Source organism: Actinoplanes sp. NPDC051475 (assembly GCF_040689425.1).
Classification (GTDB): domain Bacteria; phylum Actinomycetota; class Actinomycetes; order Mycobacteriales; family Micromonosporaceae; genus Actinoplanes.
The window spans coordinates 298,243-316,503 of the sequence record NZ_JBFAZZ010000006.1 but is presented as its reverse complement, the minus strand read 5'-3'; the positions used below and the strand labels follow the sequence as shown (position 1 = coordinate 316,503).

At 73.0% G+C, this 18,261-nt stretch carries 18 protein-coding genes; 7 read left to right on the top strand and 11 right to left on the bottom strand.

Going from position 1 to position 18,261, the window contains the following annotated elements:
* Positions 1-4 precede the first annotated feature (4 nt).
* Positions 5-913, bottom strand: coding sequence for a FliA/WhiG family RNA polymerase sigma factor (locus AB0368_RS15330; protein ID WP_366154481.1), 909 nt, complete (start codon positions 911-913; stop codon positions 5-7).
* 133 nt (positions 914-1,046) lie between these two features.
* Complete coding sequence (locus AB0368_RS15325; RefSeq protein WP_366154480.1) at positions 1,047-1,682, bottom strand: PIG-L family deacetylase; 636 nt, start codon at positions 1,680-1,682, stop codon at positions 1,047-1,049.
* 114 nt (positions 1,683-1,796) lie between these two features.
* On the opposite strand from AB0368_RS15325, the gene AB0368_RS15320 reads away from it, so the two are divergent.
* The gene (locus tag AB0368_RS15320) at positions 1,797-2,294 is read left to right on the top strand and encodes a DUF456 domain-containing protein (protein WP_366154479.1); all 498 of its coding nucleotides are present in this window, start codon (positions 1,797-1,799) and stop codon (positions 2,292-2,294) included.
* Positions 2,295-2,306: 12 nt separating this feature from the next.
* Here AB0368_RS15320 and AB0368_RS15315 read toward each other — a convergent pair whose 3' ends face one another.
* Positions 2,307-3,533, bottom strand: a complete 1,227-nt coding sequence (locus AB0368_RS15315; RefSeq protein WP_366154591.1) for a serine hydrolase — start codon at positions 3,531-3,533, stop codon at positions 2,307-2,309.
* 80 nt (positions 3,534-3,613) lie between these two features.
* Positions 3,614-4,063 carry a hypothetical protein gene (locus tag AB0368_RS15310; RefSeq protein WP_366154478.1) on the bottom strand — a complete coding sequence of 150 codons (450 nt, stop codon included), beginning with the start codon at positions 4,061-4,063 and terminating at the stop codon, positions 3,614-3,616.
* A gap of 240 nt (positions 4,064-4,303) precedes the next feature.
* Between AB0368_RS15310 and AB0368_RS15305 the strand changes: the two genes are divergently transcribed.
* Entirely contained in the window at positions 4,304-4,651 is a 348-nt protein-coding gene (locus tag AB0368_RS15305; RefSeq protein WP_366154477.1) for an Lsr2 family protein, read from the top strand.
* A 315-nt stretch (positions 4,652-4,966) separates the two neighbouring features.
* Here the strand turns inward: AB0368_RS15305 and AB0368_RS15300 are convergent, their stop codons facing one another.
* The 4 genes from AB0368_RS15300 to AB0368_RS15285 all read right to left on the bottom strand — a co-directional run bounded on the left by AB0368_RS15300 (position 4,967) and on the right by AB0368_RS15285 (position 8,064).
* Positions 4,967-5,842, bottom strand: a complete 876-nt coding sequence (locus AB0368_RS15300; RefSeq protein WP_366154476.1) for an LLM class flavin-dependent oxidoreductase — start codon at positions 5,840-5,842, stop codon at positions 4,967-4,969.
* A 24-nt stretch (positions 5,843-5,866) separates the two neighbouring features.
* Positions 5,867-6,331 carry a MarR family transcriptional regulator gene (locus AB0368_RS15295; protein WP_366154475.1) on the bottom strand — a complete coding sequence of 155 codons (465 nt, stop codon included), beginning with the start codon at positions 6,329-6,331 and terminating at the stop codon, positions 5,867-5,869.
* A 69-nt stretch (positions 6,332-6,400) separates the two neighbouring features.
* On the bottom strand, positions 6,401-7,540 hold the full coding sequence (locus AB0368_RS15290) for a PP2C family protein-serine/threonine phosphatase (RefSeq protein ID WP_366154474.1): 1,140 nt from the start codon (positions 7,538-7,540) through the stop codon (positions 6,401-6,403).
* A gap of 122 nt (positions 7,541-7,662) precedes the next feature.
* Positions 7,663-8,064 (bottom strand): ATP-binding protein, encoded by a 402-nt coding sequence (locus tag AB0368_RS15285; RefSeq protein WP_366154473.1) that lies wholly within the window; start codon positions 8,062-8,064, stop codon positions 7,663-7,665.
* A 232-nt stretch (positions 8,065-8,296) separates the two neighbouring features.
* Here AB0368_RS15285 and AB0368_RS15280 point away from each other — a divergent pair, with 232 nt between their 5' ends.
* Together AB0368_RS15280 and fgd are read left to right on the top strand one after the other, a co-directional pair.
* Positions 8,297-10,114 (top strand): sigma-70 family RNA polymerase sigma factor, encoded by a 1,818-nt coding sequence (locus AB0368_RS15280; protein ID WP_366154472.1) that lies wholly within the window; start codon positions 8,297-8,299, stop codon positions 10,112-10,114.
* A 9-nt stretch (positions 10,115-10,123) separates the two neighbouring features.
* Positions 10,124-11,128 (top strand): glucose-6-phosphate dehydrogenase (coenzyme-F420), encoded by a 1,005-nt coding sequence (gene fgd, locus AB0368_RS15275; RefSeq protein ID WP_366154471.1) that lies wholly within the window; start codon positions 10,124-10,126, stop codon positions 11,126-11,128.
* On the opposite strand, the gene AB0368_RS15270 is transcribed toward fgd, so the two are convergent.
* A complete protein-coding gene (locus AB0368_RS15270; protein WP_366154470.1) occupies positions 11,125-12,060 on the bottom strand; it encodes a glycosyltransferase family 2 protein in 936 nt (311 codons plus the stop codon). The two genes, fgd and AB0368_RS15270, sit on opposite strands and share 4 nt — an antisense overlap.
* Positions 12,061-12,189: 129 nt before the next feature.
* Between AB0368_RS15270 and AB0368_RS15265 the strand changes: the two genes are divergently transcribed.
* A complete protein-coding gene (locus tag AB0368_RS15265) occupies positions 12,190-13,062 on the top strand; it encodes an LLM class F420-dependent oxidoreductase (RefSeq protein ID WP_366154469.1) in 873 nt (290 codons plus the stop codon).
* Positions 13,059-13,715: an HAD family phosphatase gene (locus AB0368_RS15260; RefSeq protein ID WP_366154468.1), complete on the top strand. Its 657-nt coding sequence runs from the start codon at positions 13,059-13,061 to the stop codon at positions 13,713-13,715. The genes AB0368_RS15265 and AB0368_RS15260 overlap by 4 nt, the downstream gene beginning before the upstream one ends.
* Here the strand turns inward: AB0368_RS15260 and AB0368_RS15255 are convergent.
* On the bottom strand, positions 13,684-14,868 hold the full coding sequence (locus AB0368_RS15255) for an FAD-dependent monooxygenase (protein ID WP_366154467.1): 1,185 nt from the start codon (positions 14,866-14,868) through the stop codon (positions 13,684-13,686). The two genes, AB0368_RS15260 and AB0368_RS15255, sit on opposite strands and share 32 nt — an antisense overlap.
* Before the next feature lie 84 nt (positions 14,869-14,952).
* On the opposite strand from AB0368_RS15255, the gene AB0368_RS15250 reads away from it, so the two are divergent.
* On the top strand, positions 14,953-15,627 hold the full coding sequence (locus tag AB0368_RS15250) for a TetR/AcrR family transcriptional regulator (protein WP_366154466.1): 675 nt from the start codon (positions 14,953-14,955) through the stop codon (positions 15,625-15,627).
* On the opposite strand, the gene AB0368_RS15245 is transcribed toward AB0368_RS15250, so the two are convergent.
* Positions 15,611-18,247, bottom strand: a complete 2,637-nt coding sequence (locus AB0368_RS15245; protein ID WP_366154465.1) for a glycoside hydrolase family 97 catalytic domain-containing protein — start codon at positions 18,245-18,247, stop codon at positions 15,611-15,613. The genes AB0368_RS15250 and AB0368_RS15245 overlap by 17 nt on opposite strands.
* Positions 18,248-18,261 lie beyond the last annotated feature (14 nt).

The window sequence follows — 18,261 nt, the reverse complement described above, 5'->3', positions numbered from 1 at the left end:
ACTGTCACGCCGCGCCGGCGGCGTACGGCGTGTGGCCGTAGTTGTTGGTCATCGCCAGGCGCGAGTGCATCGTGGTGTTGCCGGCGATCGCCGCGTAGTAGCCGGCGCGGCGGCGGGCGGTGATGCTGTCCGGGTTCTCCGGCACCGGCGCCAGGTGCGGGTCGAGGTGGGTGTTGATGCCGTCCTTGAGCAGCGCCAGCGCCTCGGCGCGCAGCTGCGAGATGCGGCTCTCGGTGACGCCCAGGTCGTCGGCGATCTCCGCCATCGGGCGCTCCTTGAGGAAGTACTCGCTGATGACGTACTGCAGCCGCTCGGGCAGCGAGTCGATCGCGTGGTGCAGGTAGCCGATCTGCTCACGGCGCAGCAACATGTCCTCCGGCCCGGGGGTCCGCTCGGTGACGAGGTCGTCGGCGCTGCTCGTGGTGAAGCCCTGCAGCGACAGGACGGTGGCGCGCTGCACGTCGTTGCTCGTCTGGTTCAGGTCGGTCGTGGTGGTGCCGAGCGCCTGCGCGAGCTCCTCGGCCGTGGGGGTCCGGCCGAGCGTCGTCGTCAGGTTCTGGCGGGTGGTGTCGGTGGCGCGGGCCTTGGTGCGCACCGAGCGGGTGGCCCAGTCGAGCGAGCGCAGCTCGTCGAGGATCGCACCCCGGATGCGGGTGGTCGCGAACCGGTGGAACGGGATGCCGCGGGTCGGGTCCCAGCCGCGGGCGGCGGTCACGAGCGCGTGCAGGCCGGCGCTGGTGAGGTCGTCGCGGTGGATGTGGTTGGGGATGCGGGTGAGCATGTCGCGCACCAGGTGGCCGACGAGCGGCATGTGCGTACGGATCAGCTCTTCCTGCTCGGCGGCGGACAGGGCCGGCACGGCGGTCGCGGTGTCGGCGGTGAAGTCGGCAGCGGCAATCATGGTGCTGGTCATGTCGTTTCCCCCGGTTCTCGTCGGTGGCCCGCGGCTGGTGGGCGGCACCGGCTAACAGGGAGAAACTCTGGGTGACGGCGGGTACAGGTTCCGGTGGCGGAGAGTTGCCGCCTGGTTGCTTCGTCTCTTTTCCTCAAGCGGCCGGAAGGAGGTCCCACAGGAAGCGCTCCGGCACGAACGCCTCGGCGTAGCGCACCCGGGCCTGAGCGCCGTAGTGCCGCGCCGTGGCGGTGGCAAGCTCCGGGTCCTCCACCACCGCGAGCTTCTGCTCGAGGTGCGCGGTGACGTCGACGTAGAAGGCCGGCGCGAACCGCCTCGTCGACTCGCCCGGGTAGTGCAGGATCCGGCGGCTGTGCCGCGCCGCCGCCACCGTGGCGGCGGCAGCCGCCCGCCGGCCCGGGTCGGCGTCCTCCGCCGCAGGTGCGTAGATCACGTCGGCGTCGACGCCGGTGAGCACGTTCTCGATGGCGGCGACCGCGGCGCCGTCCCAGACCGCCTGGTCCCGGAAACGGCGGTCGTTGCCGCGCACCCGGGTGCGCCGATCGACGGTGCGCCGGCGCTCGGCCGCCTCGGGACCCCAGACCAGCAGGCAGTCGAGCGCGCGGGCGGACGCCTCGGTCCGCCGGGTCAGCGGATGGTCGGGGCCGTCGCAGGAGAGCACGAGCATGGTCACCGAGTCGCCGGCCGCCCGGTGCGCGGCGAGCGTGCCCGCGCAGCCGGGCTCCAGGTCGCCCGGCCGGGCGCCGACGGCGAGGACGCTGCGTGCCACCGGGCCCTCCTCGCCTGCTCACGCGCCGGGCCGGGGGTCGGTCGGCGCTGAGTGTCCATCGGCCGCCGCCCCCGCGGGTTGAGGGTTGTGGCGCGACTGCGGCACGCTGGTCCCATGGACCTCGGCGACACCGGTACGACCGTCACCCTCATCGCCGGCGTCGCCATGCTCGCGGGCGTCCTCGGCGTGGTGATCCCGGTGCTGCCCGGGCTGCTGCTCTGCTGGGCCGCGGTGCTGCTGTGGGCGCTGCTCGGCGACGCGTCCGGCGGCCGGTGGGTGGTCCTGGCGCTGGCCACCGTGGTGGCCCTCGCCGGCACGGTGGTGAAGTACCTGTGGCCCGGCCGCCGCCTGAAGAGCACCGGGGTGCCGACGTCGTCGCTGGTGGCCGGGGGAGTGCTCGGGGTGGTCGGCTTCTTCGTGGTGCCGGTGGTGGGCCTGGTGCTGGGTTTCGTGCTCGGCGTCTTCCTCGCCGAGCACCTGCGGCTGGGCCCGGGTCAGGCCTGGCCGTCCACCCGGCAGGCCCTCCAGGCGGTCGGGCTGTCCCTGCTCGTCGAGTTCACCGCGGCCCTCGCCGTCGCGGTCATCTGGGTCTTCGGCCTCCTCGCGACCTGACGGCCGGGATCGCTACAACGCCTGCGGGCGCCGGATGCGGCGCCGGACCCGTCGTCGCCGCCGCTGGGTGAGCAGGAGCAGCAGCGGGGTGGCAGCCAGGATGACGGCGATGGCCGCGGCCGCTGCCAGGGGCAGTCCCGGGCGTGCGGCGGCGCGGGCGGCGGCCGGGACAGGGCCGTTCGCGACCTTGGGGACCGCCGAGGTCACGCTCGCGTCGGTGGCCGTACCGGGGGCGTCCGGGCCGTCGGGAGCCACGAGCTTGCCCACCGAGGCGTCCCGGGGCAGCGAGAAACCCCAGTCCAACAGGGCGGCGCCCTGCTGCCAGCCGCGCAACGGCCGGGCCTCGGCGCCCAGCAGGGTCGCGACCAGCCGGCGCCCGCCGCGCTCGGCGCCGCCCACGTAGCTGTGCCGGGCGAGCTGGGTGAAGCCGGTCTTGCCGCCGAGCGCGCCCGGATAGTTGAAGATGAGCTTGTTCTCGTTCTGGATCTGGAAGCCGCCCTTCTTGAGCTGCTTCTGCGCGGGGATCTGGGCGGTCTTCGTCAGCGCGTACTTGCGGAAGTCCGCGTCGGCGAAGCACTTGCGCGCGATCAGCGCCAGGTCGTACGCGCTGGTGAACTGCCCGGACCCGTCCAGCCCTGACGGCGTCACCGCGTGCGTCTGGTACGCACCCAGCCGCTTCGCCTCGGCATTCATGGCGGCCACGGTGGCCGGGACCCCGCCCTCGCCGCCACCCAGCCGGGCCAGGGCGTTCGCCGCCTCGTTGCCCGAGTTGAGCAGGAGTCCGAGCCACAGCGTGGAGATCGGGTACCGCCCGCCCTTGAGCAGCCCCACGGCGGAGCTGCCGGGCTCGATGGCGAGGTCGCCCTCGGTGACCGTGATCGTCTTGTCCGGGTCCAGCCGGTCCATGACCGTCGCGGCGAGCAGCAGCTTCTGCACGCTCGCCGGGGTCCCGTACACGTGCGGGCCGCAGCTGCCGAGCACCTCGCCGGTGTCCAGGTCGGCGACCAGCCAGCTGGTCGCGGTGAGCGCCGGCGGCTGCTTCGCCCCGGCCGGGATCACGAGCCCGTCGGTGGCCAGGGCGTCACCGCCGACCGCGCGCAGCACGGGGTCGTCCTTGGGCGGTGTGGGACGCGGCGGCCGGCCCGGCGGCGGCTTCACGTCCGGGCGGGGGCACGGTACGGCCGGTGCCGCCGCGTGTGCCGCTGGTGTCGCTGCGGCAGCGGGCGCGGTGCCGGCCAGGGCGGCCGCGGCCAGCGTGGACGCGGCGGCAAGGGACGCCACGAGACGGCGTGGGGTCGGGAACGGGGTGTCGCCAGGGCTCACGGCCAGACGGCTCCTGCTTCGAGGCGGCGCTCCAGCAGAAGCGCCAGGGGGATGGTCTCGCCGTCGCCGCCGCCCGCACCGACGACCAGCCGGGGGGTGCTGGGTGGCACGTCGGCACCCGAGAACCGGGCGCGCAGCGACGAGGGCACGGTCAGGACGTAGTACCGGCCGTCCGCACCGACGGCCACCGACCGGTTCTTCTTCAGATACCAGCCGTGCAGCGTCGTGCGGTAGGTCGAGTGCCCGTCGTACGACGTCGCCCGCAGCGGTCCCGGCGTCAGGCCCCGCCCGGCGGCCCGGCGCACGAAGTCGGCGAGCAGCACGCCCGCCTCCTGTGCCTCGGCCGCACGGCCCGCCTCGAGGGCGGCCGCGTGCCCGGCGGCCGGCGTCGGAGCGGGGGGCCGGCGCGGGGCGTGCGAGGCGGCACGGTCGTCGTCGGCGTCCATGGCGACGACCCTAACGCCGATCACCGGGCCGGGCCCAGCGCGGGTTGTGATCGTGCCGTGACTCATCCGCGCACCCGCCGCTGATTGGGCGCAAATAACGGTGCCGCATTTACTCGGTCCATGCCTCGATAATTGCCCGGCGTCGGCGATATTCTGTGAACTCCGGGAGAACTGTTGCGCGCGGAGTGCATCGCACGCCACACTGAGCCCGGTTCTTCGGATTTCTTCTCAGGAGTCGTTATGGCGCGGCAGGTAATCACCACCCTCATCGACGACATCGACGGAAAGCCGGCCGACCGCACGGTGGAGTTCAGCCTCGACGGCACGGCGTACACCATCGATCTGTCCGAGGCCAATGCCGGCAAGCTCCGCAAGGCGCTGGATCCGTTCATCGCCGCGGGCACGCGAATCGGCCGTTCCTCGACGGGGCGTGGTGGGGGCCGGACGGCACCGGCTCGCACTGCGGGCAGCCGCGACGAGAACAGGCTCATCCGCGAGTGGGCGGCCAAGCACGGGCACCAGATCTCGGAGCGCGGCCGCATCCCGCAGAGCGTCAGCAGTGCGTACCGGGCGGCGAACGGGCGCTGACCCGATCCCGGCCCCGGGAAGTCGTTCCGGGGCCGGGGCCGGCCGGCGCAAGCCGATGACCGCCGCGACGGTGTGAGCGGTATCAGCCGGGCTGGAAAGGCGGGTACCGGCGTGCGGCGGAAAGGACCACCGCGACCGGACCCGCCCATCGGCGCGCAACGTGACCGGGATCGGCGCCGGCAACGGTGGTGAATGCGGCCGGTGACGGACAGGTTCGTGTTAAGGCGCCGGCCGCCGCGGCGGTAAAGCGGCCGGGTCCTACGCAGAAAGGCCTGCACCTCCCGCAAGGATAGGACCCTTTACCGGTTCGCGGCTTCAGCCCTCGCGCAGGCGCGGCAGCATCTGCGCCACCGTTTCCAGCACCTTCTCGTCGCCGGCGTACCAGCTCGCCGCGCGTGGCCAGTGCGCCATCACGTCGGTGAATCCGAGCTCCCGTGCCCGGCCGACCGCGTCCTCGAATGCCTGCGGGCTGCTCAGCGAGTAGACCGGGGACGAGTCCAGATTCAGATAACGGTCGGAGTGGGTACGCCCCGCCCGCTCCAGCGCATCTCCGAATCGTTCGGCGGCCTCGCGTACGGACCGCCACCACGCGTCCTCGTCCTCCACGCTCTGGGCGCCCGTGGTGACCCAGCCGTCGCCGTGGCGGGCCGCCAGGGAAAGCGAGCGGGGGCCGTTCGCCGCGACGATCAGCGGCGGGCGGGGCTGCTGGACCGGCCCGGGCAGCGTACGAGCGTCCACGGCACGGTAGTAGGCGCCCGCGTACGAGACGTGATCCTCGGTCAGGAGGCGGCCGAGCAGCTCGACGAACTCGGTGAAGCGGTCGACGCGCTCGCGCGGGGTGAGCGGCGCGGCGCCCAGCACCTCGGCGTCGAAGCCGGTGCCGCCGGCGCCCACGCCCAGCAGCAGCCGCCCGCCGGAGACGTCGTCCACGGCCAGCACCTCGCGCGCGAAGTGCACCGGGTTGCGGAAGTTCGGGGAGGCCACGAAGGTGCCGAGGCGGATGTGCCCGGTCACCGTCGCCGCCGCCGTGAGCGTCGCCACGGCGTCGAACCACGGGCCGTCGACGAGGTCCCGCCAGCCGAGGTGGTCGTAGGTCCAGGCGTGGTCGAACCCGTACTCCTCCGCGCGGCGCCAGCGGTGGCGCGCCGAGGACCAGCGTTCTTCCGGAAGGATCACGATGCCGATGCGCACCGAGGGACCGTACCCCAGGGGTTGCTAGGCGGTCCGCAGGCCGTCGCTGTCGCCCTCCGACGCGGCGGTGGCCGCGTCGTCGAAGGCGGCGAGCGCTCGGACCAGCTCGGCCCGGCGGGCCGGGCTCATCCGCTCCATCACCTCGGCGATCGCGCTCCGGCGGCGCTCGCGCAGTTCCTCGAGCAGCCGGCGGGCGGCCGGCGTGGGCAGCAGGCGCACCTCCCGGCGGTCCCGGGGATCGGGCACCCGGCGCAGCAGTCCGGTCGCCTCCAGCCGGTCGCAGAGGCGGCTCGCCGACGACGGCACCACGTCGAGGGCCTCGGCGAGCCGGTTCATGTTGGTGTGCTCGTTGCGGGTGATGATCGTCAGTACTCGTAGCTGGGCGGGCGGCACCGCCGGTGAGCGGGCCAGCCGGGCGCTCTCGAAGACGCCCAGCAGCGGTTCCACCGTCGATTCCACCGCCGCGGCGACGTCCGTGAGGCGCTCCATGCCGGTCCTCTGTACGCAGGGACGAAACGTTGCAGCCCGCCCGTACCCGTTCTCCGCCGGTCCGAAGCCTCACCGCCGCCAGTCGAGGCAGACGGTGACCGCATCGTCTTCCGGCTCCGTATCCCCGTGGTATTCGCGCAGCCCGCGCATCACCGTACCCACTGCCTCGGTCGCCGGCTGCAGCCGCGTCCTCCGCAACGCGGTCAGCAGCGCGGATTCACCGTACGGGGGGCGTCCGGCGGGCGTGGCGGCGTGCACCCCGTCGCTGACGACCAGCAGGCGGTCGGCCGGTTCGAGGACGAAGCGCTGGGTCTCGTACCGGGTGTCGCCGAACATGCCGAGGGGGAGCTGCTGCTCGAGGGTGACGGTACGGCTCTTGTGCTCCCGGGCGACGATGGCCCGCGGCGACCCGGCGTCGACCGCCTCCACCCGGCCGCTGATGAGGTCGATCTCCAGCAGCAGCGTGGCGGCGTGCGCGTCGCCGCCGTAGCGGGCGTAGAGCGCGTCGGAGGCGAGCTCCGCCTGTTCGACGATGTTGGCCCCGGATCGGCGGGCGTTGCGCATCGCGTTGACCGCGACGGTGGTGAGCACGGCCGCCTCGAGGCCGTCGCCGTTGCCGTTGAGCACCGTGACGGTGAGCCGGTCGCCGGTCAGCGACCAGTCGAAGTGATCGCCGAACACCGCGTACGCCGGCTGGAGCTGGCCGGCGATGAGGAACCTCTCGTCGCCGAGCGAGCGGCCCGGGAGCAGCTCCCACTGGAGTTCGGCGGCCATGGTGAGGCGTTCCCGGCGGCCGGCCCGGCGGTAGCGGTCGGTAATCGCGTCGGCGGCCCGCAACGCCACCGCCAGCTCGTCCGCCGCGGCCGTCAGATGCTCGGTGAGCCCGGTGCCGTTGGCCGGGGAGGTCTCCACGACCAGGACGCCCAGCCGTTCCCCCCAGACGCTGAGCGGCAAGTACGTCCGGTGGGCGTCCGGTGCGACGTCGACGACCGGGCGCTGGCTGCCGAAGCAGCGCTGGGCGAGGGCGTCGCCGGCCGGGCCCTCCACGTCGAGCAGCGGCCGGAGGCCGGTCAGGGTGAGGTCTCCGAGGAGGATCTCGACCCGGCCCGCGCCGTGGTGCCGGCGCAGGTGCTCGGCCACCACCTCGGGCAGCCGGTCCGGTGGTGCCGCACGCAGCAACGCGCCCACGGGCGTCGGACGGTCGGACAAGGGACCCCTCTTTCCGGCGGGACGACGGCAATATTTGCTGTAGAGCAAGAATGATAGGAAAGCGCCCACAGCGATGCCGCGCCGGGCCGCATGATGCGCCCGGACGGAGTGTGGGGATGCCGTCAGCTCGCCCCGGCGAAAGACTTCTCGAAGTGGATCAAGCTGCCGCGCCGCGGGGTCGACTGCATCCGGACGTTCTCGCTCAGCGCCTCGATCAGGAACAGGCCCCGGCCCCGGTCGCTGCGTGCGTCGGGCCTGCCCACCGCGTCGGCGTCGAAACCCGCGCCGTTGTCGCACACGTCGATGGCACAGCGGTCCTCGGCGAGGTCGAGGCTCACCTGGATGGAGTCGGCCCCGGAGGCGTGGTGCACCACGTTGGCGCAGGCCTCGGTCAGCGCGAGTTCGAGGTCGTGCCCCGCCTCGCGGTCCACGTGGAAGACGGCGAGGGCGCAGCGCAGCAGCCGCCGTACGGCCGGGACGCTGCCGACCTCGCGCGGCAGGTTCAGGTGCACCGAGATCCGCATACGACCCGCCTCCCTTCCGCTGCCGGTACGACCCCCCGGCGCCCACACCGAATGTTCCCGGGGTTCGGCCGGACTAATCACGCTTACGCCCGCATCCCCCTTCCGGCGTCCCGGGAACGCCCGGCCGAACTTCCTGTTATCGCCGTCCGTTCGGCCGGTCTCCTCTCCCGTGGTCGTCGAATCCGCGGCCGCGAGCGATGATCGGTGCTCCAAGGAGAGGGTCCTCACACGCATGGCGTTTCAACCGGACACCGCGACAGTGGTCGCCGCGCGCGCCGGCGACCCGGCCGCGGTCGACCGCCTCGTCGCCGGATACCTGCCGCTCGTCTACACGATCGTCGGCCGGGCGCTGGACGGTCACGCCGACGTCGACGACGTCGTGCAGGACACCATGCTCCGGGTGCTGCGCAACCTCGGCGACCTGCGCGATCCCGAGGCGTTCCGGGCCTGGCTCGTGGCGATCACCGTGCGTCAGGTGCGCGAGCGCTACCGGGCCCGCCGGGCCGCGCCGGACGCGCTGCTGCCCGACGACGTCCGCGACCCCGGCGCCGACTTCACCGACCTGGCGATCACCCGGCTCGAGCTCGCCGGCCAGCGCCGGGAGACCGCCGAGGCGACCCGGTGGCTCGACGAGGACAACCGGGAGCTGCTCTCGCTGTGGTGGCTGGAGGCGTCCGGCGAGCTGACCCGCGACGAGATCGTCGAGGCCACCGAGGTCACCCGGCAACACGCGGCCGTACGGATCCAGCGCATGAAGGGCCAGCTCGAGACGGCCCGGGTGGTGGTGCGGGCGCTCGCCGCCACCCCGCCCTGCCCGGAGCTCGCCGTGCTGACCGCCGGCTGGGACGGGCGGCCGGGCCCGCTCTGGCGCAAGCGCATCGCCCGCCACTCCCGGGACTGCCGGCAGTGCTCCCCGGCCTGGTCCGGCCTGGTGGCGGCGGAGAAGTTGCTGGTCGGCATGGCGCTTGTTCCCCTGCCGCACGCCCTCGGCAGCGGCCTGGCCGGCATCGGGGCGGCCGGGGGGCACGCCGTGGGCGGCTCAGGCAAGGCCTTGGCGACCAAGATCGCAGTCAAGGGTACGGTCGGAGCCGGCCGCCGGGTGCTGACGGCGATGCTGGCGACCGGGGCCGTGGCCGGCGGCGGCACGGCCGCGGTCGTGTACGTGCACGACGACAAGCCGGCCGCCCACGCCGCAGTGGTGTCCACGAGGGCGCCGGCTCCCGGACTGTCGCTGCCTCCGTCGCCGAAGCCGAGTGCCAAGCCTTCGCCGACGAAGAAGAAGACCAAGGCGCCCGCCCCGGTCCCGCGGGCTGGGACGTCCGCGAAGAAGGGCGTCGGCACCTGGCAGTTCGGCGGCATCAAGGGCGCGCTCGACGACGTGAACGCGGGCTGGTACTACAACTGGTCGGCGGACGACGACACCATGCCGGGTCCCGCCGACGTCGAATTCGTGCCGATGATCTGGGGCAAGGCGAACGTCACGGACGCGACGCTGGCGAAGGCGAAGCGCGAGGGCGACGTGCTGCTCGGCTACAACGAGCCGGACATGGCGGGCCAGGCCAACATGTCGGTCGAGGACGCCCTTGCCGCGTGGCCGAGGCTGCAGGCGACCGGGATGCGGCTGGGCAGCCCGGCGGTCGCGTACGGCGCCGACACGGACGGCGGCTGGCTGGACCGGTTCATGAAGGGCGCCGGACAGAAGAACCTCCGCGTCGACTTCATCACCCTGCACTGGTACGGCTCGGACTTCAGCGACGCGGCGGTCGGGCAGTTCCTCGGCTACGTCGACGCGGTGCACAAGAAGTACGGCAAGCCGATCTGGGTCACCGAGTACGGCCTGATGAACTTCGGTGGCAGCCCGAAGTACCCCGCCGCCGCCCGGGAGGTGGCCTTCATCAAGGGCAGCACCAAGGGCATGGAGTCCCGCTCTTACGTCGAGCGCTACGCCTGGTTCGGCCTGCCCGCCGTCGGCGACAGCGTCGATTTCGGCCTCTACAAGGACGCGGACACCCCGACCGAGGCGGGGAAGGCGTACCGGGCCGCGGGATAGGGTCGAACCATGATTCGGTTCGGCTACAAGGCATCGGCTGAGCAGTTCGCCCCGCGCGAGCTGCTCCGCTACGGCATCGACGCGGAACAGCACGGGTTCGACAGCGTGTTCGTCAGCGACCACCTGCAGCCGTGGCGGCACGACGGCGGCCACGCCCCGGCCGCCCTGCCCTGGCTCGGCGCCCTGGCCGCCGGCACCGAGCGGGTGCTGCTCGGCACGAGCGTGCTGACCCCGACGTTCCGCTACCACCCGGCGGTCGTGGCCCAGGCGTTCGCGACGCTCGGCTGCCTCGCCCCGGGGCGGGTCATCCTCGGCGTCGGCTCCGGCGAGTCGCTCAACGAAGTGCCGCTGGGCCTCGCCTGGCCGGACGGCAAGGAGCGCTTCGCCCGGCTCAAGGAGGCCGTGGCGCTCATCCGGCAGCTCTGGACCGAGGACCGGGTGACGTTCGAGGGCACGTACTACCGTACCGAGCTGGCGACCATCTACGACAAGCCCGAGCAGCCGGTACCGATCTACATCGGCGCCTCCGGCCCGGCCGCGACCCGTCTCGCCGGCCGCGTCGCCGACGGCTTCATCACCACCAGCGGCAAGGGCCACGAGCTCTACACCGACACCCTGCTCCCGGCCGTACGGGAAGGGGCGGAGAAGGCGAGCCGCTCGCTGGACGACATCGATCTCATGATCGAGGTGAAGGTGTCCTTCGATCCCGACCTCGAGAAGGCGCGCAACGACACCCACTACTGGGGTGCGCTCGCCCTGTCGCCGGAGGAGAAGACCGGTGTGGAGGACCCGATCGAGATGCAGCGCCGGGCGGACGCCCTGCCGGTCGACCGCACGGTGACCCGCTGGATCGTCTCGTCGGACCCCGACGAGCACGCCGCGAAGGTCGCCGAGTATCTGGACATGGGTTTCAAGCACCTGGTGTTCCACGCGCCCGGCCCGGACCAGGACCGCTTCCTGCGCGTCTACGGCGACGAAGTCCTGCCCCGGCTTCGCGACCGCGTCAAGGGTTAGGACCTGTCCCGGCCCTCGCCGCGGATGACGCGCAGGTCCGAGCGGCGCCGGACCCGCGACGGCGGGGGCATGGGACGGGCGGCGTGCCGGCCGGTCGGCCGCTCGGCGCCCGGCTCGGGCGTCAGGGAGCGCGGATGCGGCGCCGGGCGGTGGGTGGCCTCCGCCGGGACGCGGCGCCAGCGGCGGACGTACTCGGTCACGACCGTGCGCAGCACCCGCAGCGCCGACGGCAGCAGGCGCCGCGGCCGGTCGCCGTGGATCCGCGGGTAGCCGACCGTCGCCACCTCCACCACTCGCAGCCCGCGGGTCGCCATCCGGATCGGGATCAGGGTTTCGGCCTCCGGGCCGTCGCCCCAGGCGAGCCGCCCGCGCTTGAGCCCGGGCACGTCCGGCCCGGGCAGGTCGAGCACCGGTAGCAGCTCGCGCCAGTACGCGTTGTAACCGCAGCTGAGGTCGGTGAACCGGGTCCGGAACAGCACGTTGACGATCCGGCTCAGGACCGCGTGCCCGAGGCGCTCGGCCGGCAGGGCGTCGCGGTGGTCGCCGCCGTAGCGGAAGCGCGAACCGTGTGCGGCCTCGGCGCCGGAGAGCAGCGCGTCGACGAATCGGGGGATCTCGCCCGGGTCGGCGGAGCCGTCGGCGTTGAGGGTGACGACGATGTCACCGGTGGCCGCCGCGAAGCCGCACGCGAGGGCGTTGCCCTTGCCGGATCGGGTCTGGCGCACCACGACGACGTCGGGGCGGACCTCCCGCGCCACGGCCACGGTGTCGTCGTCGGATCGGCCGTCCACCACGACGACCTCGTCCACGGGCGGCAGGTTCTCGAGCACCAGGGGGAGGTTGTGCTCCTCGTTGAGGGCGGGGATGACGACGGTCACGACGGGTGACGACGCGGCGTGGGACGGCGCCGGGCGTGGCGGCGAGGGAGGCATGGCGGTGGCTCCTCGACGGCGGGGCTTGCGGGGGCGGATCACAACTTACCAACTGGTTACGTACGGTCAACCGGACCGGATGCGGCAGTAGGGTTCGTGGGGGGAATCGTCCACGGAAGGAATCCTGACGTGAAACTGGGTCTGCACATCGCCGACTTCACCTGGCCCGGCGGCGCGGCACGGCTGGGCCCCCAGCTGGCGGACATCGCCGCCGCCGCCGACGAGGCCGGTTTCGACCGGATCAGCGTCATGGACCACCTGTGGCAGATCGGCGTCGTCGGGCCGCCCGAGCACGAGATGCTCGAGGCGTACACCGCGCTCGGTTTCATCGCCGCGCACACCCGGCGGGCGAAGCTGCTGACGCTGGTCACCGGCGTGACGTATCGCGACCCCGGGCTGCTCGCCAAGGCGGTGACCACTCTGGACGTGTTGTCCGGCGGCCGGGCGATGCTCGGGATCGGCGCCGCGTGGAACGAGGAGGAGTCGCGCGGGCTCGGCCTGTTCTTCCCGCCGACCGCCGAGCGCTTCGAGCGGCTGGAGGAGACCCTGCAGATCTGCCACCGCATGTTCCACGGCGAGGAGCAGCCCTACGAGGGCCGGCACTACCGGCTCGGCCGGCTGCTCAACTCCCCGGCGCCGCTGTCCCGGCCGCACCCGCCCATCCTCGTCGGCGGCGGTGGCGAGAAGAAGACGCTGCGCTTCGTGGCCAAGTACGCGGACTCGTGCAACCTCTTCGACAGCCCGGAGCTCGAGCACAAACTCGACGTGCTCCGGCGGCATTGCGAGAACGAGGGCCGGAACTACGACGACATCGAGAAGACGGCGCTGGTCCGGCTCGACCCGGGGGAGAAGGGGGAGCACGTGGACGCGATCGTCGCCTCCCTCACCCGCCTCGCCGGGCTCGGGATCACCGTCGGGCACGGCATGGTCGCCGGCGTCTCCGACCTCGGCCGGATCGAGACCCTGAAGACGCAGGTCATCCCCGCGATCGAGGCGCTGTGACGATCGAGGCGGTGGTCTTCGACCTGGACGGCGTCATCATCGACACCGAGGAGGTCTGGGAGGAGGTCCGCCGCGGCTACGTCGCCGAGCACGGCCGGGAGTTCCTGCCCGACAGCCAGAGCCGGATGATGGGCATGAGCACCGGGGAGTGGTCCCGGCACCTCAGCGAGGACGTCGGCGTGCCGCGTACGCCCGAGGAGGTCGCCGCCGACGTCCTGGGCCGGATGGCCGGGCGCTACCGCGAGGCCCTGCCGCTGATCCCCGGATCGGTGGCGGCGGTCCGCCGGCTCGCGGACCGGTTCCCCCTCGCGCTCGCCAGCTCGTCGGCGCGGATCCTCATCGATCAGGTGCTGGAGTCGGCCGGGCTGAGCGACGCGTTCCGGACCACGCTGTCCACCGAGGAGGTCGCCCGCGGCAAGCCGGCGCCGGACGTCTATCTGGCCGCGGTCGAGCGTCTGGGGCTGGACCCCGGCGTGTGCGCCGCGGTCGAGGACTCGAGCAACGGACTGCGGGCGGCGGGCGCGGCGGGACTCGCGGTCATCGCGGTGCCGCACGGCGTCTATCCGCCCGCCGCCGACGCGCTGGCGCTGGCGAGCCTCGTCATCGAGGGCCTGGACGACCTCACCGTGGAGGCAGTCGAGAAGCTGCGCTGAGCCCGGTGCAGGCGGGCAGGTCGATCTTCGAGCTGCGGTCGCCGGCCACCTTCATGGTCAGGCCCATGAACCAGGACCGGTTGTGCAGCCAGTTGCGCATCCGGATGCCGCGTGCGGTGCGCGGCGCGAGGAACCGGCCGGTGGTCTCGCCGCCCCGCTGTGCCCGCCGGGCGAAGTCGCCCACCAGGGCCTCGTATCGGGGGAACGCCACGGTGTGGTCCCCGCCTGCCGCCGCGAGCTCGCCGGCCAGCGCATATGCGGCGACCACGGCCGTCCCGTTGCCCATGCCGCCGATCGTCGCGCCGCTCGCCGCATCGCCGACCAGGGCGATCCGGCCCCGGGACCACGGCCGGACGTCGACCCGGCAGATCTGGTCGAAGTACAGGTCGGTCGCGTCGTCGAGGGCCGCGAGCATGCGCGGCACCTCCCAGCCCAGCCCGGCGAACCGGTCGCGCAGGATCCGCTTCTGCGCGGCCTGGTCGCGCCGGTCGTAGACGATCTCCTCCGGTGACGAGAACGCCACGAACGCCTTGTCGCCGCCGATGGCCGCGAGCCGCCCGGGCACGTTGTAGTGGAGGGTGTCGCGGCCCGGGCCGAGTTCGTCGGGCAACTCCCAGCCGGCGACGTAGTAGCCGAGGTGGCGGACGTAGTCGCGCTCGGGGCCGAAGGCGAGGCGCCGCACGGTGGAGTGCACGCCGTCAGCGCCGACGACGAGGTCGAACGTGCGCCGGGTCCCGCTGCGGAACGTCACGTCGACCCCGGCGGCGGTCTCGGCGAGGGCGGTGATCGTGTCGCCGAAGATCCACTCCGTGCGGTCGCCGCTCGCCTCGCAGAGGATCCGGGACAGGTCTCCCCGCAGCACCTCGAGGTCCCCGCCGGCGAAGCCGGCCGGCATCTCCATCAATGTGCGGCCGTGCTCGTCGACGAAACGCATCACGGTGCCGCCGGTCTGCACTTCGCGCAGCCGGTCGAGCACGCCCATGCGCTCCAGCAGGCCGAGATGCACGGGCCCGCGGTAGTCGACGGCGTTGCCGCCGGTGCGAAGCGCCGGCGCGATCTCCACGACGGTCGGCCGGAAGCCGTGGTGGCCCAGCCAGTAGGCGAGGGCGGGTCCGGCGATGCTCGCCCCGGAGATGAGAACGGTCCTGGTCACGGTTGGCTCCGAACTGTGTCCGATGGAATCAGTTATTTCTGTGTACGGTAGAGACAGTTCTGGCCCGAGCGCAAGGGGAAACCGATGACGGTCGAGTTCCTGTGGGGTGGCCGGGCCCGGCCCACCCGCGGGCCGAAGCCGGCTCTGACGCTGGAGGGCATCGCCGACGCCGGCCTCGCCGTGGCGGATGCGGAGGGGCTCGCCGCCGTGTCGATGCAGCGCGTGGCCGCCGATCTCGGCTACACGAAGATGTCGCTGTACCGCTATCTGCCCGGCAAGGCGGAGCTCGTCGCGGTCATGGTCGAGCGAGCCGTCGGCGCGCCGCCCACGCTGACCGCGTCCGGCTGGCGCCCGGCCCTGGAGGAGTGGTCCCGGCTGTTGCTCGGCCGCTACCTCGCGCACCCGTGGACGATCGAGGCCACGGTGGGACGGCGGCCGCTGGGGCCGTACGAGATGGGCTGGATGGAATGCGCATTGGCCCGGATCGCGGAGCTCCCACTCACCGGCGCCGAGCGGCTGGACACGATCGCCGTGCTCGCCGGGCACGGCCGCATGCTCGCCCAGCAGGCCGCCGCCATGGTGGGCGAGGCGGAGATGAGCGCGGCCATCGCCGCGGTCCTGCGAGAGCACGGCGAGCGCTTCCCCCAGCTGACCGCGGCGCTGGCCGGTGCCGCCGGCGGTGGCACGGACCAGGCCTTCGAATACGGCCTGGCCCGCATCCTGGACGGGGTGGAGGTGCTGATCAGGAGCCGCAGCTGAGCCGGGCCTCGGCCCAGTCGGCGTGGTCGAAGTTCTTCCCGTCGCCGCCGTCGGTCGCGCGCAGCGTCAGGATCCGTACGCCGGTCACGTCGGCGGAAAGCGGCGCCGCCGGATCGGAGCTCCTCCGCACGCCGCTGGCGGCCAGGGCGCGGCCGTCACCGAGCACCTGGAAGTCCACCGAGCCGGACTGGCCCACCTCGTCGTCGATGCCGACCTGGGCGGCGAAGCCGGTGCACGCCCCGCCCAGCCAGACCGAGACCTCACCCGGGGCGTGCATGCCGAGGCCCTTGGCATAGACCGTGCCGCGGATGGTCAGCGGGTTGCCGTCGCCGCCCGCGGCCTCGCCGTTGGAGCGGTCCCGCTCGACCGGGCCGTACCCGTTGCTCTCGCTCAGGAACGGCAGGTCGCTGACCGCCGGGGTGCCGGCCGGATCGGCCGGCGGGACGAGCGCCCGGACCGCCTCCTCGACGTGGACCGGCCGCTTGCCCGGGCTGCCGGGCGAACCGGGGTCGCCGGCGAACGTGAAGTCCGCGGCCACCGGGAGGTCGACCCGGCCGGTGGCGACGCCGGGTCCCGCGGTGAGCGTCCATGAGCCGCGCAGCGAGTCGCCGCCGCGCATGCTGCCGTCGGTCACCGCGCCTCCGGTCACCGTCCAGCCCTCCGGCGCCCGCGGCGCCAGCTTCACGCCGGTGATCGGGCCGCCGACCGGAAGCGAGAACACCGCCTCGACCGTCACCGACCCTCCAGGATGGACGTCGGTGGACGCCGGATCGAGGGAGAGTGTCGTCGCCGGGACCCGGCGGACCGGCCGGTCGCAGGTCGCCGCGCCGGTGTACGCACACAGCACCGTGACGAACCCGCCGTTCGCCGCCTCGGGCACGGCCAGGGTGTCGCCCCGCCGCACGATCCGGCTCTCGCGTACGAGGCCGTGGTCGCCGTCGCGCAGGGTCTCCGCGAGGTAGCGTCCGCCGCCGAGGAAGTCGAGCGGTGCGGAGACGGTGTGCGCGGGGATGGCGGAGATGCCGCCGACGTACCAGCGGTCGTCGCTGCGCCGGGCGACCACGGTCTCGCGCGCGGGCGCACCGGACAGCAGGCGGGTCTCGTCCCACGCGGTCGGCAATTGGCTGAGCGTCCGTAGTGCCTCGGGGTGGGCCTCGTACGTCTCCGGCTTGTCGGCGAGGTGGGTCCAGCCGGACTCGTACACCAGCGCCAGCGCCACCTCGTGGGCGTCCGTGGTGTCGCGGTCGGTGACAGCCCACGTCACCGGCGTGTAGTCCATGCCGCCGACCACGTTGCGGGTGTACGGGAACATCGTGTTCGTCGCCGCGCGGGTGCGGAACTGCTCGGCACCGCGGATCGCCTCGAGCGTCATCACGTGCGGCCACGTGCGCTGGATGCCCCGCGGGATCGTGGCGCCGTGAAAGTTGATCATCAAGTGCTGCGCCGCGGTGGCGGTGAGGATGTCGTCGTACCACTGGAAGCGGGCCCGGCTGTCGGAATCCATGAAGTCGACCTTGATGCCGGCGACGCCCCAGGAGCGGAACTGCGGCAGGCGTGCGTCCCGTTCCTGCTCGGTGTCCAGGTCGGTCCAATGCAGCCAGAGCAGCACGTCGACGCCGCGGGCTCGGGCGTAGCGCACCACCTCGGGCACCCATTCGGCGCTCCAGCCCTCGTCGATGAGCACGTAGGGCCAGCCGTTGCGCGCCGCGAAGTCGACGTACTGCTTCTGGCGTACGGGATCGGCCGGGCTGCTGTGCTCCGAGAGCCAGGACCAGGCGACCATGCCGGGGCGGACCCAGGAGGTGTCGGCGAGTTTCGACGGCGGGGCCAGGTCGTCCATGAGCATCGACCCGGTCACCGTCGCCAGGTCGCCGACGATCGCGACCCGCCACGGCGTCGCCAGCCGTCCGGTCGCGCTGATGCGCGGGTCGGCCAGTTCGATACGGTACGCCCCGGAGCCGGCGTCATGGGTCAGCCGCGCACCGGCGTACCGCCCGTCCACGTCGGACTCGGTGAGCAGGGTGTAGTCCGAGCCCACCCGGAACAGCGACGGAAACCCGTAGTCACCCGTGGCGGCGGCCGCGGCAGTCGTCTGGACGCGGACGTCCTCATAGTTCGGCGTGTACGGCAGCAGCCACGCGGGCGCGTCGGCGGGCAGCGTCCACGACGACGCCTCCCCGGTCACCGTCCCGCCGTTCGGCAGCACATAGCGGTACGCCGCACCCTCCGCCGAGACCCGCACCACCACGTCCAGTCGCGCCCCGCCGCTGCCGGTGAAGGCGAAGGTGGACTCGCTCAGGGTCACGTCCCGGACGAGCTGCTTGCCGGTGGTGCGCGTATAGCGCTCGCGCACCCTCCGGTCGGAGCGCGAGGCGAAGCTCAGGCCGGTGGTCAGGTCGGCCTCGGCCGTGGCGAGGCCGACCGGTGCGGGGGCCAGCACGGTGGCGCCCCGCCGGTCGACGCCGAAGCCGAGCCGGCCGGTGTCGTCGAGGGTGAGCCGGGCGGACACGTCGCCGCCCGGCCCGCTCACGGTCCAATCGGTCGCGGCCTGTGCCGGGGCGGGCACGGCCGGCGGGGTCGCGGTAAGCACAAGACCGAACACAAAGGACAACGTCCGCATGAGTTCAGACTATA

Excerpts from the sequence above, each read along its gene's own strand:
- AB0368_RS15285 (WP_366154473.1), bottom strand. The coding sequence starts at position 8,064 with ATGCGGATCTCGGTGCACCTGAACCTGCCGCGCGAGGTCGGCAGCGTC.
- AB0368_RS15250 (WP_366154466.1), top strand. The coding sequence starts at position 14,953 with ATGACGGTCGAGTTCCTGTGGGGTGGCCGGGCCCGGCCCACCCGCGGG.
- fgd (WP_366154471.1), top strand. The coding sequence starts at position 10,124 with ATGATTCGGTTCGGCTACAAGGCATCGGCTGAGCAGTTCGCCCCGCGC.
- AB0368_RS15320 (WP_366154479.1), top strand. The coding sequence starts at position 1,797 with ATGGACCTCGGCGACACCGGTACGACCGTCACCCTCATCGCCGGCGTC.
- AB0368_RS15305 (WP_366154477.1), top strand. The coding sequence starts at position 4,304 with ATGGCGCGGCAGGTAATCACCACCCTCATCGACGACATCGACGGAAAG.
- AB0368_RS15330 (WP_366154481.1), bottom strand. The coding sequence starts at position 913 with ATGACCAGCACCATGATTGCCGCTGCCGACTTCACCGCCGACACCGCG.
- AB0368_RS15295 (WP_366154475.1), bottom strand. The coding sequence starts at position 6,331 with ATGGAGCGCCTCACGGACGTCGCCGCGGCGGTGGAATCGACGGTGGAA.
- AB0368_RS15310 (WP_366154478.1), bottom strand. The coding sequence starts at position 4,063 with ATGGACGCCGACGACGACCGTGCCGCCTCGCACGCCCCGCGCCGGCCC.
- AB0368_RS15280 (WP_366154472.1), top strand. The coding sequence starts at position 8,297 with ATGGCGTTTCAACCGGACACCGCGACAGTGGTCGCCGCGCGCGCCGGC.
- AB0368_RS15245 (WP_366154465.1), bottom strand. The coding sequence starts at position 18,247 with ATGCGGACGTTGTCCTTTGTGTTCGGTCTTGTGCTTACCGCGACCCCG.
- AB0368_RS15270 (WP_366154470.1), bottom strand. The coding sequence starts at position 12,060 with ATGCCTCCCTCGCCGCCACGCCCGGCGCCGTCCCACGCCGCGTCGTCA.